This window comes from Pseudomonas sp. S30_BP2TU TE3576, from assembly GCF_050436025.1.
Classification (GTDB): Bacteria; Pseudomonadota; Gammaproteobacteria; order Pseudomonadales; family Pseudomonadaceae; genus Aquipseudomonas.
Map to the genome: position 1 here is coordinate 1,525,952 of NZ_JBNDLK010000001.1, position 17,010 is coordinate 1,542,961.

Here is a 17,010-nt window from a genome sequence, read left to right on the forward strand (position 1 = left end):
CGGAAATTAGTCGCGGGGGTTACTTGAAAACCCGACCGTCTTGAAAGGAAGCAGGATTGGTCTTGATGGTCCTGGCGGGACTGCCCACCACAACCGCATAGTCTGGAACGTCCTTGGTCACCACGGCGCCCGCACCGATGGTGACCCAGCGACCGATGCGCAATCGCGGCAGGATCGTGGCGTTGGTGCCGATGAAGGTGCCGTCACCGATCTCGACACAACCGGCAATGCAGACACCCGGCGCCATGAACACCGAATGGCCGATCTGCCCCTCATGCCCGACGACGCTGCCGGCGCTGATACTGGTGTTATCACCCAGGCTGACTTGCGCCTGCATGATCACGCCCTCTTGCAGATAGGTACCGACGCCCATCGTGATCATCGTCAGATCGACGCCCGGATGGATGAAGTTGCCCAGCGTGCCACCGGCCTCGACGATCTCGCAGGTGGTCCGGTAACGCAGCGCCGTGCTGCCGGTGATCAAATTGACAAAGCGTGTGTCGGGGCCTTTCAGCTCGGTCACCTTGTCGGTACCACCCACCACCGGCACGCCATAAAACAGCGTGCCTTGCTTCGCCGGGTCGTTATCGAGAAAGGCGAACTGCACGTGCGGCTGGCTGCGTTGCAGGGTGAGGATCATCCGAACCGCTTCAGGATTGGCCGCCCCCAGCAGGTAAACCCTCATAGCCGGGTCCTTTTGAGTACCAGCGCGCGCAGTACCTCGATGACCCGGCGCTGATCGTCATCGGTCATGTCGTGGTAGCTCGGCAGATTGATCGCCCGCTCCGGCAGCGAATGCGCCACGGGCGAGTCGGCCGTCAGTTCGCTGAACATCGGCAAGGACGACAGCGGCCAGAAGAACACCCGTGCGTCGATATCGGCGGTCTGGAAGGCGGCTATCAACATGTCCCGCGTGATCCCCAGCTCGCGGTCAAAGACGACGGTGGGCATCCAGTAACCGTTACGCGAATGTTCCGGTTCGGGGTTCATGGACAACCCCGGCAACGATGACAAGGCGTCGGCGTAGTGGGCGAAGATCGCTCGCTTGCGCTGGATAAGCTCGTCGATCCGTTCAACCTGCGCGCAACCGACGGCGGCTTGCAGGTTGCTCATCTTGTATTTGAAACCGAGGAAGTCCGGCCAGAACTGTTTGCTGCTGCCCGCCACCCGGCCATGGTTGGACAGGGTCAGTACGCGGTCAAACAGGGCCTTGTCCGACGTCACGAAGATGCCGCCTTCGCCGGTGGTCATGGTCTTGGTGCCGTGAAAGGAAAATGCGCCGAACGCGCCCAGCGAACCGGCCGCCTGACCACGCCACTGCGAGCCGATCGCCTCGGCTGCGTCTTCGATGACCGGCAGGCCAAACTCGCGACCGATGGCCAGCAACGCATCCATGTCGCAGAGATTGCCGTAGAGATGCACCGCCAGAATCGCTTTGGTTCTTGGGGTAATCGCCCGTCGAACCTGCTGCGGGTCGAGGCACCAACTGTCGGCCAGCACGTCGACGAACACCGGCGTCGCACCCAGATAGGTGATGGGCGCGGCCGAGGCGATCCAGTTGGTATCGGCGAGGATCACCTCATCGCCGACACCGATGCCCAACGCAGCCATACCCATGTGCAGCGCGCCGGTGCAACTGGACGTTGCAATCGCGTACGTCGTCCCCACATGCTCGGCAAAGGACTTTTCGAAGCGTGTCAGGTACTCGTAGCAGCGCTCTCCCCAACCATGGCGGACAGCATCGAGTACATAGTCAGCTTCCAGCTCACCGACACTGGGCTTGGTGTAATGAATTCGGCTCATCGAATGATCAACTCGGGAATGGCAATGACAAAACGACCGCCCCATGCACGAATGCCGGCAAAGGCCTGGGTGATCTCATCCAGCAGGTTCCACGGCAGTACCAGCACGTAGTCCGGTTTTTCGAGGTCGATCTGTGCTGGCGACACGATCGGAATGCGGCTACCGGGCAGGTACTTGCCTTGCTTGTGCGGGTTGGCATCGGCAACCCAGGCCAGCAGATCCGGCTTGACCCCGGCGTAGTTGAGCAGGGTGTTGCCCTTGGCGGCTGCGCCGTAGCCGACTACGCGCTTGCCATCGGCCCTGGCCTGCAACAAAAAACGCAGCAGGTCATGCTTGATGCGCTCGGCGGCGGGCGCCAGGGTCGCGTAGTACTCCGGGGTTTTCACCCCGGCGGCGAGTTCGGCCTGCAGCTGTTGCTGAACCGCCGGTTGCACATTGCGACGTTCGCCGTCCAGCCGCTGAACGAACACCCGCAGCGAACCGCCATGGGTCGAGAGCTGACTGACGTCGAACACTTGCAGGCCATTGCGCTCGCACAACGTCTGCACAGCGGTCAGCGACAGGTAGGAATAATGCTCGTGGTACAGCGTGTCGAACTGCTGGCCGGCCATCAGGGTCAGCAACTGCGGGAACTCGAAAGTCGCCACACCCGCCGGTTTGAGCAACGTCGCGAAACCGCCGAGGAAATCGTTGATATCCGGGACGTGGGCCAACACGTTGTTGGCGGCCATCAGGTCGGCGCCCCAGCGTTCGCTTTTCAACTGCGCGGCGGTGTCGCGACCGAAAAACAGCTCACGAATCTCCAGGCCTTTTTCCCGCGCCGCTTGCGCGGTACTGCGGGTCGGCTCGACACCCAGGCAAGGGATGCCGCGCCTGGCTACGTACTGCAACAGGTAACCATCGTTGGCTGCCACTTCCACTACGCGGCTGTCGGTGGTCAGGCCGAAGCGCTCGACCATCTCGGCGACATAACGCTCGGCATGGGCCAGCCAGGTACTGGAGAACGAACTGAAATAGGCGTACTCGGCATCGAACAGGCTGTCGGCACTGGTGTAGTCCTCGGTTTGCACCAGCCAGCACTGCTGGCACACGGCAACCTTCAACGGCACCCAGTGTTCGGCCTGCTCCAACTGATCGACACGCACGTAGGCGTTGGACGGCGGCGAGGTGCCCAGGTCGATCAGCGGCAGGGTCAGCGCAGCGGCGCAACCACGGCAGTTCATAGACGCACTCCGGCGAAGTGTTCATCGAGCGCTGGATGACTGGCATCGCGCACCGACAGATTATTGACAGGCAACGGCCAGGCAATCGCCAGCCGTGGATCGAGCACCGACAACCCGCCTTCATGCTCCGGCGTGTAGTCATTGCTGTGCAGGTAAAGCAGTTCGGCGTCGGCGCTCAGGGTCTGGAAACCATGGGCGAACCCGGCCGGAATCAACAGGCTGCGGCCATCGCCGGCACGCAGATATTCGGCGTGCCAATGCAGGAAGGTCCCGGAGTCAGGACGCAAATCCACCGCGACATCCCAGACTTCACCACGCAGGCAAGTGATCAATTTGGCTTCCGGCGCGTGGGCACTCTGGTAATGCAGGCCACGCACGCTGCCGCGTTCGCGGGTGCAGGAGTGATTGATCTGGCGGATATGAAACGCCTGGCCAAACGCACTGAGACTGCCTTCGCAAAACAACCGGGAAAAGTGCCCGCGCTCATCCTCGAAGCGTTTGTGCTGGACGCTGAACAACCCGCTCAACGGCAGCGCCTTCAACAGAAATTCGCTCACAACGCGCCTCGGTACAGGTTCAATTGCGCCAGGCTGATGGCGCGCATGTCATCACCGTTCTGCCACGCCAAATGCCAGTCCAGGGTCTGGGTCAGGCACTGCTGCAACGACCAGCGCGGTTGCCAGCCCAGCAATTGACGGGCGCGGCTGCTGTCCAGGCGCAACAGACCGGCCTCATGCATATCGCTCGGTTCGATGCGTAGGCCGCGCGCTTGCGGCCAGCGGTTGGCGAGCAGTTCGACCACTTCACCGACGCTGCACATGTCCGCTTCACCGGGGCCGAAATTCCACGCCCCGGCGAAGTCAGGGCCTTGCTCATACAGCCCGGCAGCCAGTTGCAGATACCCGGCCAGCGGTTCCAGGGCGTGCTGCCATGGGCGCACCGCCTGCGGATAGCGCAAGGTCACGGGCTCATCCGCCGACCACGCCCGCAGCACGTCGGGAATCAACCGCTCCGGGGCAAAATCGCCACCGCCGAGCACGTTGCCGGCGCGGGCCGTGGCCAATGCCAAACCATGCTCGGCATACTTTTCAGGCGCAAAGAACGAAGCGGCATAGGATTGCGCCAGCAGTTCGCAGCAGGCCTTGCTGCTGCTGTAAGGATCGTGACCGCCCAACGCTTCGTTTTCGCGGTACGGCCACAGCCATTCCTGATTGGCGTAGACCTTGTCGGTGGTCACCAGCACGCAGGCGCGCACACCACCGACCTGACGGATCGCCTCGAGCAGGTTGAGCGTGCCCATGACGTTGCTGGAGTAGGTGCCCAACGGGTCGCGGTAACCTTCGCGCACCAACGGCTGGGCCGCCAGGTGCAGGACGATTTCCGGTCGGGTTTCAGCGATCAGTTCCAGCAAGGCCCCCAGGTCACGCAGGTCGCCGCGCTGATCGTTGATGCCCTCATGCACACGCGCCAGTTCGAACAGGCTCGGCTCGGTGGACGGATCGAGGGAAAACCCGCTGACCTCGGCGCCCAGGCTTTGCAGCCACAACGTCAGCCAACTGCCCTTGAACCCGGTATGGCCGGTGACCAGCACCCGCTTGCCACGCCAGAATTGCGGGCTCAGTCCCATTGCTTCCATGGGGCCTCCCCGCTCTGCCACAACGCTTCCAGATGATTTTTGTCACGCAGGGTATCCATCGGTTGCCAGAAACCGTCGTGCTGGAACGCCATGAGTTCGCCGCGCTCGGCCAGGCCATCCAGCGGGCCGGATTCCCAAGAGGTCTCGTCGCCGTCGATCAACGGCAGCACCTTGGGCGACAGGACAAAGAACCCGCCGTTGATCCAGCCACCATCGCCACGAGGTTTTTCAGTGAAGCCCAGGACATTGTCGCCATCGCGATTGAGCGCGCCGTAGCGGCCTGGCGGTTGTACCGCGGTGACGGTCGCCAGTTTTCCGTGCTTGAGATGAAAATCAACCAACGCACCGATGTTGAGGTCCGACACGCCGTCGCCATAGGTGAAACAGAACGCCTGTTCGTCTTCGAGGTAGCGGCGGGCACGGCGCAACCGGCCGCCGGTCATGGTCTCTTCGCCGGTGTCGATCAGCGTGACGCGCCATGGCTCGCTGTAGTTCTGGTGAACATCCATGCGGTTGTTGCACATGTCGAACGTGACGTCGGAGGTGTGCAGGAAATAGTTGGCGAAGAAGTCCTTGATCGCATAGCCCTTGTAGCCAAGGCAGATCACGAAATCGTGGATTCCATGAGCGGAATACTGTTTCATGATGTGCCAGAGAATTGGCTTGCCGCCGACCTCGATCATCGGCTTGGGCTTGAGGTGCGACTCCTCGCTGATCCGCGTACCCAGGCCACCCGCCAAAATAACTGCCTTCATCCCTTCCCCTCTTGTTCGTCACAGGGCTCAGCCAAGCTGTATCAAGCTTTTGCGGGCCATCTGGGTTAAACCTGCCACCGTTCAGGGCGCATCCGGACTCACCGGAAGTGCTCGTTTTATGGCGATATAAGGGGGACTTGCAGGAAACGCGCCAGCTCTTTCAATCCGCTACCGGGCAAAGCCTGGCGGGTATCTTCAACGGTGATTGCAAAGTCTGGCGGCAAAAAAAAGGCAGGCGACTCATCGTCGCCTGCCGGGTCGGGATCAATGTCCGGCGATCAGTCCGCCAGCCAGCCATTCTCCCAATAACGCAAATTGTCGCCGCGCAGCACGTAGTCACGCAGCACGATCTCACGCAACTCATCGCCCATGCGATAGCTGGCATCCGGATCGGTCAGGTGCATGCGGATCGCCTGCAGCCATTCATCCGTGGAGTTGGTTTTGATCCGGGTGCACGGCAGGTAGCCGCGATAGGCCTCGGTGTCGGTGCAGATCACCGGGTACCCGCAAGCGCCATACTCCAGCAGGCGCAGGTTGCTCTTACAGTCGTTGAAGATGTGGAATTCCAACGGCGCCAATGCCAGATCCAGGTTCAGGCTGGCCAGCTTGGCCGGGTAGACATCCAGCCCGATCACCCCATGAAACTCGTGCATGTACGGGCGCAAATCGTCCGGGCACATGCCGAAGAATACCCAATCGACTTCATTGGCCAATTCGCGGACCACATCGGCAATGACCGCCAGGTCACCATGATGGCTGGTGCCGCCACCCCAGCCGACCCGAGGCTTTTTTGACGTGCGACGCTGGCTGCGCAGGTCGGTCCACAAGTGCGACGCCAACATGTTGGGCACCACGCGAATGTCGTGATGCATGTCCGACAGCGCGTTACCCAGCGGCTCGGTGGAGACCACCACGCGATCGCACATGCCGATAGCGCGCCGCACCAGCTTCTCCATTTCGTCCTTGCCCGGCATGTTGCGGATATGTGCATTGCGGTGTGGAACATTGATCACAAAGTCATCCAGCTCATAGATACGTCGTGCGCTGGAATATTTTTGCAGGCTCGGGATTTCGTTGATCGGCCCTTCGGAATAGCGCCCCTGCAAGATGATCACGTCAGGCGAATGGCGCTCGACTTCGATGATGGTCGGCAGGTTGTAATGAATGCGCCCCTGCGCCCTGCCGGCGGCCTCCAGCTCAATCAGCGGTTGTGTGACCCGGTAATGGCCGATGGCGGATGCGTTGACCGGCAACGCGAGAATTTTCGGCAACTGAGCCTTGGAAAACGGAGTCCAGCCGGAACGCAAACCCGGCTCGAGACTGAAGCTTGCCCCGCCCAATCCCTGCAACGCCAGGTTGGTGTTGTAGGCCGGATCACGGGCCACGATCGGCAGCCAGCGCTTGTAGAAAACCTCCTGTTCCTGCTCGCTTCGGGCCTGATCACCTTCTCGCGCAACCACGGCCGGTTGCGCGCCCAACGCCAGTTGGGCGTGAGGCGTCCAGACCACCAGATAACCTTCCTGGCCGACGCGCAGGCACAAATCCACCTCATTGAGGGACTGCGCCAGGCCCTGCTCATCCAGGCCACCGACTGCATCGAAGACCGCCTTGCGCACCATCAGGCAATCGCCGCCGACGGCACTGAAATTGTGGGCGACCTGCAAGCGGTACATGTAGCCTGCTGCGTGCAGCATCTCGCCATGGAACGGCACGCCGGCCGGCCCTTGCAACCCGAGAATCAGGCCGGCATGCAGCACGCGGCCATCGGGGTTGAACAGCTTGGCCCCCACCACGCCGACTTCAGGACGTTGTGCATGGTTGAGCAATTCGCCCAGCCATTCAGCCTGGGTAATCACCGTGTAAGGATTGAGCATCAGGACGTAATCGCCAGCAGCCTGCCGCACGGCGAAATTGCGCACCGCCGCTGCGTTACCCTGCACTTCGCAGCTCAGCACCCGGATCCGCTCGCTGCCCAACTGCGCCATGCCGGCGAACCAGGCAAGCGCCTCGACGCTCTCGCTGCCGTTGTCCACCAACAGCAACTCGTATTCGCCGTAGGTCGTTTTCTCCAGCAGGCTCTCGACACAGCGTTGCAACGCCAGGGTCTGATCTTTACTGACGATAACGATCGACACCAGCGGCCGATCACCATGGCGATAGTCGATCCGATTGAGCAGCGCCGAACTGCCCTGGCGAATGTCGTGGGCAACACCCAGGCGATGCAAATGCGCCTCAAGCAGGCGCGGATTGGTGTCCACCACTTCCGGCAGCGACAGCCATTGGGTCAGGTCGAACGCCGACTCCAGCAGCACCTCCGAAATGTGCCCGACCACGTGCGTGCCGCTACGCTCGACCATGCGCCACAACACATCGTGTGGCGCCAGTTCGCCGTATACCGAATCGAATCCGCCCAGCGCCAGGAACTGCTCGCGCTCGAATGCCAACGCTCGCCCCACATAGGGGTAGCTGCGCATGAGGTCCAGGTTGAAGTCCGGCTTGAATGCAGGCTCGGCCGACTCACCCTGATGCAGCCCACCTTCGTCGCTGTACAGGCAGCTCAGCGTGCGCGACAGCGCAACTCGTTCAGCCATGATCAGCAAGGCCGGCGCCACCAGACGATCACCGGCACGCAGCAGATAGAACCAGCCAATGCCTTCCAGTTGCGGTAACAGGGCGTTGATTTGCTGCTGCCAGTCGTCCTGCAACGGCAAGCGGAAAACACGTTCGTCCAGCTCGGCTTGCGTACAGGATGCCGACAGCACCAGCGTCAGTTCAGGGGCGTAATCCTGATCCGCCAGCGATTGCAGCGTGAGCTCCAGCGCCGAACGGCTGCCTTGCTCATCGATGATGATCGGAACGATTTTGGGTCGGGTCGGCCAGGCTTCAAGCGTGTCCGCCAGCAGCTCGCGCTGACCGTCGGTGAGCGTGCGGCACGCCAGCCATTGGGCATACAGTTGCGCAAAACTGACACTGGCGATGCCGACATGCCAGTCCTGGGTGGTCTGTTTTGTACCCAGGGTCCGGCTCAGCGGCAACTCCTCCCAAACCCGCGGCGACTCGTCCACCCGGGTCAGTGGCAGATAACGTACCCAGCCCTGCGCCGGCGCAGATTCGCCACTACGCGCCTTGAGCATCTGCGACAGCCATTGCCGCTCGGTTTCGGCCGAGTCTTTCATCGACTGCTGGCCGCTCAAACGCTCCGGGTACAGGCGCTCGACCCCGAGCACGTGATTGGACACCGCCAGATTGCCGCGCCGCATCAGGCAGATGTACAAGGCGAAATCGAGGGTCGCGACAAAGCAATGGCCGGGCTGAGTCAATGCCGGGAACAGTTCGAGCACGTCAGCCCGACGGAACATCGCGTTACTGAAGCCACCGAGGATGTTGACCGGGAAGTTTTCGAAGATCGCCAGCAGGTCCTCGCCCTTGAACACCCCGCCCACCGGGGAAAGCGGGGTGTTTTCGAGGCGCGAAGGCAGCGGCATGTCGTCGGCATCCCAGAGCAGCCGCTGGGCCACGACCAGATTGACGTCAGCGCATTCGATAAGCGCCTGGGCCTGGCGCTCGATGCAGGCCGAGAACAACTGGTCATCATCACAAAGAAACTTGATGTACTCGCCTTGCGCCTGCTCCAGGCAGACCTGCAGGTTACCCACCAGCCCCAGGGTTCGCGGATTTCGCACATAACGTACGGTCACGCCCTGCTCAACCACCGAAGCCACGATCTCCTCGATCTCATGACCGCGACTATCATCGCAAACGATGATCTCCAGATTGCCGTAGCTCTGACTTACAGCCGTGTGCAAGGCACGACCGAAGAAACGCGGATTGAAGGCAGGAATGACCAGGCTGACAAGCGGGAGTGAATTCACGGCGGGCTCACAGGCGGCGCGAGCCCGCCCTGAAAGCGAGCCCTTTGTTACCGCAAAAAAGACGATAAATACTCAAGGGGCAAGGCAATCGGGCGCCTGCGCGCCCGACCAGCGTCAGATCTTGTTGAACAGGCCCAACTGGGAAATCTTGCTGAACGCCAGCTGCGCCGCCTGCAACATGGTCTGCTGCAAGGTCAGGCGAGTCATTACTTCGGCCGGGTCCGAATCGCGAATCGACGACTGGCTCGCACTGTTCGCCAGGGTCAGGCTTTCGTTGGTCGCGGTCTGGTTATCCAGTGCCTGACCGCGTGCACCAATTGTGGTGATGGCCGAGCCGATCTGGTTGGCCGCACTGTCGATGTTGCCCATTCCCGACTCCATGGCGCCCAGAAACTTCTGCTTGGCCGCTGGATCGCTGTCGATCGGCGTGTTCAGCGCGGTGATCATCTGGCCCAGGGTGTCGAGCACATTCTGGGTCTGATGGTTGTTGGACTGAATCACGAACTGGTCGCCGGACGCCGGGGCGCCACCGCCCAAGGCAAACGTCACGCCCGCAGCGGTGGCGTTGCCGCCCGAGACGGTACCCGACGACACCGGCTTGCTGTCGGCGGTGATCGGGGCCGCATACAGATCGAAATTGGTGGCGCTGGTGAACTTGAGAATCGCCCCGCCAGACGGAAAGGCGTTGGTGTACGCCGTCGGGTTGGTCACGCTGGAACCGGTGATGACCGCGGTCGACGCGTTACCGGCGCTGCGCGACGTGTTGAAGGTATCCGAGGTGGAAGACAGATTGAAACTGTGACCGGCGATCACCGCATCCGGGTTGGTATCGCCGGACTTGAGGTTGATGTTCAGCTTCAGGTCGACACCGCGGAAACTGACCGTCTGGTTGGCACCGTTGGCGTTGCTGACGACGCCATTCTGGCTGGCTTCGGCAGTCACGTCGTTACCCAGCGAGTCGGTGATCTTCAGCTGGGTACTGCTGAGGAAACTGACGGTGTACGGCTGGCCGCCCGTGAACTTCGCGTTGTAGGTAGAGCTGGTGCCGACCGTACCGTTGGACAGCACCACGCGACCGTCATCCACCGCCGGAGCGGTCATGGTGGTCTGGGTGCGACCGGTATTGATGGTCTGCTGGAACGCATCCCAGCCGGTGGTGTTGGTCCCGACCGTCATGCCATCGCCTATGCCAAGGTCGATGGTGCTCTGGTCACCGTTGTAGCTGTAGGTGCCGTCCGAGTTCTGCGAGTAAGGCGCGGTGTCGGTTTTCGAACCGGAGAACAGGTAGTTGCCGTTCGAGTCCTTGGAGTTCATCAGGCCCAGCACTTGTTGCTGTATTTGCCCCAGCTCCGACGCATAGGCCTTGCGGTCCGCGTCGGTGGCAATGCCGTTGCTGGCGGCGAGGGCCAGCTCCTTGGCACGCTGCAAAGCGGTACCGATGGAGCTGAGCGTCGTTTCCTGCAGGCCCAAGGCACTCTTGGTGCTCTGGATGTTGGTACCGTACTGTTCAAGCATCGCGCTCTGCTGACCCAGCTGCAGCAAACGACCGGCACCGATCGGATCATCGGCGGCAGTATTGATGCGGGTCAGGCTGCTGGCTTCGTTGCTGGTCGCGATGGCCTTGTTGAAGTTGCGCTGGTAGTTGGCAGCGGTGATTTCGTAATACTGGGCGGTGGAAATGCGCATGAATTACGACTCCTTAAAGGCTGTTGATCAGCGTGGTGAAAATTTCCTGCGCAGCCTTGATGATCTGCGAAGACGCGGTGTAGTACTGCTGGTACTTGACCAGGTTGCCGGTTTCTTCATCCAGGTCGACCCCGGAGTTCGAATCCCTTGCACCTTTGGCGTTGGCCAGAATCGCCGTGGTGGCGTCGCTGTCGGACTTGCCCTGGGCAGCCTTGGCGCCGACGTTGGTCACCAGCTTGTTGTAGGCGTCGGTCAGGCTGATGCCCTTGCTCGCCGTGCCGGTGTCTACGGTCTGTTTGGTTTGCAGGCCCACCAGCGCCTGAGCGTTGCGGTTGTCCGAGGACGCCGCACCGGTCAGGTTGATGGTGAAGCTTTCGCCGCTGGCTGGCGTGGCGCCGACCGTGGTCTGCACTGTGAATGTCTTCTGCACGGCCGGCGTGACGCTGGTGTCCATGACCGGAGCACCGCTGGCATCGACCATGCCCACCTTCAGGTTCAGGGTGTTGCTCTGGCCGGGAACGATGGTACCGGTGCCGATCGAGTTGCCCTTGGCATCGACCATGTTGTAGTTCTGGCTACCGCCGCTGGCTGCCCCGAACACCAGTTTGACCGGCGTCGAATACTTGAGCGCGGTCTGCATTTCCGCCTGGGCCGCCGGATTGTAGATATCGATGGTGCTGGTCAGTGTCGGCTGGGTGTAGGTGCCGGTGTTGTTGGCATTGGTCACGCCGGTCAACGGTGCTGCTGCCGCGATTTTTTTCGGGTCGGTGAGCACGGTCTGGATGCTGGCCGCTGCGCCACGGGTCGGCGTCACCTTGAACGAGTCGCCGGCGCTCAGTGCACCGCCGTTGAGGTTCAGGCTGAAGCCGTCGATCACCGGAGCCGGGGTCGTCGTGGTGCTGAACGCGCCCATGTCGGTGCCATCGGAGCGCTTGACGGTGTAGTTGGTCGCGCTGGTGAACGTCACCTGATAGTCGCTGCTGGTCAGCTTGCCGGTGTCCTTGATGGTGACATCCAGGTTGCCGGAGCCGGCACTGTTGCCCGCCGCCGCAATGCTGCGCTGGCTGACCAGGGCGGCACTGTTGATGTTGTTGAAGATCGTCGCGCCGAAATCACCGTTCTTGTCGATGCCCTGCGCCTGCTGGCTGTTGATCTGGTCAGCAACCACCAGCGCCACGCGCCCCAGCTCATTGAGCGAAGGGTCGAGCACTTCCTTGCGGTAAGTCAGCAGACCACCGATTTCACCGCCGCTGATCACCGAGGTCACGTCGATGGTGCTGGAGCCACGGTTCAGCTGCAGCGCCATGCGCGATGGATCGTCCTTGCCCGGTACGGTTTGCAGCGTATTGGTGGTGTTGCCGACCACCAGTGGCTGACCGCTGCCGATGTAGATGTCGTAGCTGTTGCCCCGTTCGACTACCTGGGTACCGACCAGCCCGGAGAGTTGACGCACGGCCTCGTTGCGCGAGTCCAGCAGGTCGTTTGGCTGGCTGCTGCCGGTGGAGAGTTCGGAAATCTTCTGGTTGAGCGTGGCAATCGTGGAGGACAGTTTGTTCACCTGGTCCGCCATGTCCCCCAGGCTGCCGTTCAGGTTGGTGTTCTGGTCGTTCAACTGCTTGGCAATCGAATTGAAGCGACTGGACAAGGCCTGGGCACCGGTCAGCACCGACTGGCGGGACGTATCGTCGGTGGCCGAAGTCGCAACGCCTTGCATCGACGTGAAGAACTTTTGCAGTACACCGGTCAGCCCGGTGTTGGTATCGGAAAGCGTGGCGTCCAGCGGAGTGGCCTGAGCGTTGTACGACGCTGCTTCACTGTTGAGCGAAGTGGCGGTACGCAGCTGCGAATCGAGATAGGCGTTATACACGCGACGCACATCGGCCAGCGTCGTGCCGGTGCCGATGAACACGTTGCCGTACTGAATCGAGCCCTTGGTGCTCTGCACAGATTGCTGGCGCGAGTACCCGGCGGTGTCGACGTTGGCAATGTTGTTGCCGGTCGTCACCAACGAGTTATGGCCAGCACTCAGCCCCGACATCCCGATATTGAGCAAACTCATGATTCAGACCTTATACCTTGTGCCTATAAAGGCGTGGTGGAAACGCCCGCCGCAGCGTAGTTCTGGTAACTCGTCATCTGCTTGGCTATCTGCGAAATCTTGCTTGCGTAGTCCGGGTCGGTTGCGTAACCGGCCTTCTGCAACTCGCGTACAAACTGTTCTGGGTTATCGGCCGACTTCACGACATCTTGATAGCGATTATTGGTCTGCAGCAAAGTCACAAGGTCATGGAAACTGTCCTTGTAGGAGTCGTAGGAACGGAACTCGGCCGTCTCCTTGACCATCTGCCCGTTCCTGAATTCGCTGGTGATCGCCCGCGCCGAATTGCCCTGCCAACTGTTGCCGGCCTTGATGCCGAACAGGTTGTGGCTGCTGCTGCCGTCCTGCTGGCGCATGACCGATTTGCCCCAACCGGTTTCCAGGGCCGCCTGAGCCACCAGGTAACGCGGATCGACACCAATCCGCGCCGCCGCCTCCCTGGCCATCGGCAACATGGTGTTGACGAAATCGTCGGCGGATTTGAAGGCTTTTTTCGCCGGCGCCAGCGGAATCTGCGCCATGGCGCGACCGTAAATCTGCATGCCCGGGGAGGAAGCCTGCTGCGCGTTCGCCAGCCAGTCGCCGTTGTACAGCGGTCCCGAGCCGGTGCGCGTCGTGCGCTCTGGCAACGGTGTTTTGTTGATCGTCGTGGCAGCGGTCGTCGCCGAAGGCACCAGCCCGGCCAACAGTCGATCAGCCAGTTTCGGCGGCAATGCCAGGCGTCGCTGATTGATCAGCGCCATGTCATTGCGATGACCACCCTCACCCGCCTCTTGCGGCGCATGGACCGAGCGCGAAGCCCACAACGGACGCTGCCCATTGACCCGCGACAGCGGTCCGTTGATTGCCGCCGTGCCGGCTGCCACCGGCGTTTGCACGGCTGCTTTCGCGGCCTCTTGTTTGGCCAGAGACGCGGCGGCCGCTTCGCCCGGCGCCAGCGGTTTGTTCTTCGACATCTGGCGCATCAGCACGTCAGCCAGACCGATACCACCGCCCTCGCGGGACATGGAAACGGCCAACTGCTGGTCGTACATTTCCTGGTACTGCTTGGCCGCCGGGGTGTTCATCGGATTGTCCTGGCCCAGCGCTTCAGTGGCCGAGCGCATCGACTTGAGCATCTCCCCGAGGAACAGCGATTCGAACTCCTGCGCCACCTTGCGCATGTTGCCATCGCTGTTCTTGTCGCCGACCTTCAACTGATTCAGACGATTGAGATCCGAGTAGGAGCCCGAATCGCTGCTGCTGACCAGACCGCTCTTGCGCATATCCACGATGGCCGTCCTCAGATCACGATCAGGTCGGCTTGCAGGGCGCCGGCCTGCTTCAATGCTTCGAGGATGGCCATCAAGTCACCCGGTGCCGCGCCGACCTGATTCACCGCACGCACGATCTCGTCGAGGGTCGTGCCTGGGCCGAACTTGAACATCGGCTTGGCTTCCTGCTGGGCATTGACTTTCGAACGCGGCACCACCGCCGTCGTGCCATTGGACAGAGGGCCCGGCTGGCTGACGATCGGGTCTTCGGTGATGGTCACGGTCAGGCTGCCGTGGGTCACGGCGGCCGGGGAAACCTTGACGTTCTGGCCGATCACGATGGTGCCGGTACGGGAGTTGATGATGACTTTCGCCACCGCCTGGCCCGGATCGATTTCCAGATTTTCCAGGATCGACAGGTAGTCGACCCGCTGGCTCGGATCGAGCGGCGCCGTGACGCGAATCGAACCGCCGTCGATAGCCTGGGCCACGCCAGGGCCGAGCATGTCGTTGATCTTGTCGACGACGCGCTTGGCTGTGGTGAAGTCGGAACGGTTGAGGTTCAGTGTCAGGCTGTTGCCCTGGTTGAAACCGCTCGGAACCGCACGCTCCACCGATGCACCACCGGGGATGCGACCGGCCGACGGAACGTTGACGGTGATCTTCGAGCCGTCGCGACCTTCGGCATCGAAACCGCCAACCACCAGGTTGCCTTGCGCGACCGCGTAGACGTTGCCGTCGATACCCTTGAGTGGCGTCAGCAGCAAGGTGCCGCCGCGCAAACTCTTGGAGTTGCCGATGGACGAAACGGTGATGTCGACCTGCTGCCCCGGCTTGGCGAACGCTGGCAGATCGGCACTGATCGACACCGCCGCGACGTTCTTCAACTGCACGTTGCCCGAACCCGGCGGCACCTTGATGCCGAACTGCGAGAGCATGTTGTTGAAGGTCTGCAGGGTGAACGGGGTCTGCGTCGTCTGGTCACCGGTGCCGTTAAGCCCGACCACCAGGCCGTAACCGATCAATTGGTTGGAGCGCACGCCGGAAATGCTGGCGATGTCCTTCAGGCGCTCGGCTTGAACGTTGAAGGCTGTGGACATCAGGAACGCAGCCATCATGAGACTTCTGAAATTCAACGTAGCCACCTAGAAAGGGAACAGCGGGCTGAGGAAGAAACGGTCGAACCAGCCTGGCTGACTCGCATCGGCAAACGAGCCGGTGCCCGAGTAGGTGATGCGCGCATCGGCGACACGGGTCGACGACACGGTGTTGTCGGTAGAGATGTCATCGGCGCGAACGAGGCCGGCAATCCGTACCAGTTCATCGCCGGTATTGAGGGTCATCCACTTCTCGCCGCGCACCGCGATGATGCCGTTAGGCAACACATCGGCGACGGTCACGGTGATCGAGCCGGTCAGGGTGTTGCCCTGCGCCGCCTTGCTGTCGCCCTTGGTGGCGCGGTCGCCTTCGTAGCTGGCGCTCAGGCTCAGGTCGCCATCACCGAACGGGTTGTTGGTGGTGGCGCTGGTGCCGAACAGCGAAGTCAGGCCGATGTTGGCCTTGCTGTTCTTGCCAATTTGCGAGTTGGCGTTTTTGCTGGCCTGGGTCCTTTCGTTCAGGGTGATGGTGATGATGTCACCGATCCTGAACGCCTTGCGGTCGCTATAGAGGTTCTGTTCGAAACCGGCCTGGTAGATCGAGCCATTGTTCGCGGCCGCCGGCAACGGCGTGCGCGGCAACACCGGAGCGTAGTAAGGGTCATTGGGCTTGGGCGTCGCAGGAACGCAACCTGCGAGCGCGGCGATCCCACTCAGTGCCAGAACAGATACATAGCGATTCATGACCCTACCTCACGGTGTTGCAGGCAGCCTCATGGCCGCCCCATAGACTTGATTACAGATTCTGCGTTACGAACGAGAGCATCTGGTCGGCGGTGGAGATCACCTTGGAGTTCATCTCGTAGGCGCGCTGGGTGGTGATCATGTTGACCATTTCCTCAACGGTGCTGACGTTGGACGTTTCCAGGGTGTTCTGCAGGGTGGTGCCGAAACCGTTCAGGCCCGGCGTACCCACTTGCGGCGCGCCACTGGCGGCGGTTTCCAGGAACAGGTTGTTGCCCACTGCCTGCAGGCCCGCCGGGTTGATGAAGTCAGCGGTTTGCAGGTTGCCGATCACCTGGGCTGCCGGGTTGCCGGCAACGGTGATGGACACGGTGCCGTCGCGACCGACCGTGAAGGTCTGCGCGTCGTTCGGAATGACAATCGCCGGCTCCAGGGCAAAACCGCTGGCATTCACGATCTGGCCGTTGGAGTCCAGGTGGAACGTACCGTCGCGGGTGTAGGACGTAGTGCCGTCCGGTTGCAGGATCTGGAAGAAACCACGACCGTCGATGGCCATGTCCAGTGGCTGCTCGGTGGTTTGCAGACTGCCGGCGGTGAAGTTCTTCTGGGTGCCGACGATACGCACACCGGTACCCAGTTGCAGACCCGACGGCAGTTCGCTGTCCTGGGTCGACTGGGCGCCTGGCTGACGCTTGATCTGGTAAAGCAGGTCCTGGAACTCGGCGCGGTCACGCTTGAAACCCGTGGTCGACACGTTCGCCAGGTTGTTGGAAATGGTGGTCAGGTTGGTGTCCTGGGCGGACAGACCTGTTTTGGCAACCCATAGAGCCGGAAGCATTCGAT

At 61.6% G+C, this 17,010-nt stretch carries 13 protein-coding genes; all 13 read right to left on the minus strand.

The window, feature by feature from the left end:
* Positions 1-19: 19 nt before the first annotated feature.
* Positions 20-685, minus strand: coding sequence for an acetyltransferase (locus tag ABIA48_RS06965; protein ID WP_429487503.1), 666 nt, complete (start codon positions 683-685; stop codon positions 20-22).
* Complete coding sequence (locus ABIA48_RS06970) at positions 682-1,803, minus strand: DegT/DnrJ/EryC1/StrS family aminotransferase (RefSeq protein WP_429487504.1); 1,122 nt, start codon at positions 1,801-1,803, stop codon at positions 682-684. The genes ABIA48_RS06965 and ABIA48_RS06970 overlap by 4 nt, the downstream gene beginning before the upstream one ends.
* On the minus strand, positions 1,800-3,026 hold the full coding sequence (locus ABIA48_RS06975; protein WP_429487505.1) for a methyltransferase domain-containing protein: 1,227 nt from the start codon (positions 3,024-3,026) through the stop codon (positions 1,800-1,802). The genes ABIA48_RS06970 and ABIA48_RS06975 overlap by 4 nt, the downstream gene beginning before the upstream one ends.
* Positions 3,023-3,583 carry a dTDP-4-dehydrorhamnose 3,5-epimerase family protein gene (locus ABIA48_RS06980; RefSeq protein WP_429487506.1) on the minus strand — a complete coding sequence of 187 codons (561 nt, stop codon included), beginning with the start codon at positions 3,581-3,583 and terminating at the stop codon, positions 3,023-3,025. The genes ABIA48_RS06975 and ABIA48_RS06980 overlap by 4 nt, the downstream gene beginning before the upstream one ends.
* Entirely contained in the window at positions 3,580-4,662 is a 1,083-nt protein-coding gene (gene rfbG, locus ABIA48_RS06985; RefSeq protein WP_429487507.1) for a CDP-glucose 4,6-dehydratase, read from the minus strand. Before rfbG ends, ABIA48_RS06980 begins: the two co-directional genes overlap by 4 nt.
* Entirely contained in the window at positions 4,644-5,417 is a 774-nt protein-coding gene (gene rfbF / locus ABIA48_RS06990; protein WP_007983428.1) for a glucose-1-phosphate cytidylyltransferase, read from the minus strand. The genes rfbG and rfbF overlap by 19 nt, the downstream gene beginning before the upstream one ends.
* A 278-nt stretch (positions 5,418-5,695) precedes the next feature.
* Positions 5,696-9,289: a glycosyltransferase gene (locus ABIA48_RS06995; RefSeq protein WP_429487508.1), complete on the minus strand. Its 3,594-nt coding sequence runs from the start codon at positions 9,287-9,289 to the stop codon at positions 5,696-5,698.
* 114 nt (positions 9,290-9,403) lie between these two features.
* Positions 9,404-10,975, minus strand: coding sequence for a flagellar hook-associated protein 3 (locus tag ABIA48_RS07000; protein WP_429487509.1), 1,572 nt, complete (start codon positions 10,973-10,975; stop codon positions 9,404-9,406).
* A gap of 13 nt (positions 10,976-10,988) precedes the next feature.
* A complete protein-coding gene (flgK, locus tag ABIA48_RS07005) occupies positions 10,989-13,034 on the minus strand; it encodes a flagellar hook-associated protein FlgK (protein WP_429487510.1) in 2,046 nt (681 codons plus the stop codon).
* A 23-nt stretch (positions 13,035-13,057) separates the two neighbouring features.
* The gene (flgJ, locus tag ABIA48_RS07010; protein WP_429487511.1) at positions 13,058-14,344 is read right to left on the minus strand and encodes a flagellar assembly peptidoglycan hydrolase FlgJ; all 1,287 of its coding nucleotides are present in this window, start codon (positions 14,342-14,344) and stop codon (positions 13,058-13,060) included.
* 11 nt (positions 14,345-14,355) lie between these two features.
* On the minus strand, positions 14,356-15,444 hold the full coding sequence (locus ABIA48_RS07015) for a flagellar basal body P-ring protein FlgI (protein WP_429487512.1): 1,089 nt from the start codon (positions 15,442-15,444) through the stop codon (positions 14,356-14,358).
* A gap of 27 nt (positions 15,445-15,471) precedes the next feature.
* The gene (gene flgH, locus ABIA48_RS07020; protein WP_008001801.1) at positions 15,472-16,167 is read right to left on the minus strand and encodes a flagellar basal body L-ring protein FlgH; all 696 of its coding nucleotides are present in this window, start codon (positions 16,165-16,167) and stop codon (positions 15,472-15,474) included.
* 52 nt (positions 16,168-16,219) lie between these two features.
* On the minus strand, positions 16,220-17,005 hold the full coding sequence (flgG, locus tag ABIA48_RS07025; protein WP_007975316.1) for a flagellar basal-body rod protein FlgG: 786 nt from the start codon (positions 17,003-17,005) through the stop codon (positions 16,220-16,222).
* Positions 17,006-17,010 lie beyond the last annotated feature (5 nt).

What these genes read in the sequence shown, in the direction of transcription:
- ABIA48_RS06965 (WP_429487503.1), bottom strand. Translation starts at nt 685, where the DNA reads ATGAGGGTTTACCTGCTGGGGGCGGCCAATCCTGAAGCGGTTCGGATG.
- ABIA48_RS06970 (WP_429487504.1), bottom strand. Translation starts at nt 1,803, where the DNA reads ATGAGCCGAATTCATTACACCAAGCCCAGTGTCGGTGAGCTGGAAGCT.
- ABIA48_RS06975 (WP_429487505.1), bottom strand. Translation starts at nt 3,026, where the DNA reads ATGAACTGCCGTGGTTGCGCCGCTGCGCTGACCCTGCCGCTGATCGAC.
- rfbG (WP_429487507.1), bottom strand. Translation starts at nt 4,662, where the DNA reads ATGGAAGCAATGGGACTGAGCCCGCAATTCTGGCGTGGCAAGCGGGTG.
- rfbF (WP_007983428.1), bottom strand. Translation starts at nt 5,417, where the DNA reads ATGAAGGCAGTTATTTTGGCGGGTGGCCTGGGTACGCGGATCAGCGAG.
- ABIA48_RS07000 (WP_429487509.1), bottom strand. Translation starts at nt 10,975, where the DNA reads ATGCGCATTTCCACCGCCCAGTATTACGAAATCACCGCTGCCAACTAC.
- flgK (WP_429487510.1), bottom strand. Translation starts at nt 13,034, where the DNA reads ATGAGTTTGCTCAATATCGGGATGTCGGGGCTGAGTGCTGGCCATAAC.
- ABIA48_RS07015 (WP_429487512.1), bottom strand. Translation starts at nt 15,444, where the DNA reads ATGATGGCTGCGTTCCTGATGTCCACAGCCTTCAACGTTCAAGCCGAG.
- flgH (WP_008001801.1), bottom strand. Translation starts at nt 16,167, where the DNA reads ATGAATCGCTATGTATCTGTTCTGGCACTGAGTGGGATCGCCGCGCTC.
- flgG (WP_007975316.1), bottom strand. Translation starts at nt 17,005, where the DNA reads ATGCTTCCGGCTCTATGGGTTGCCAAAACAGGTCTGTCCGCCCAGGAC.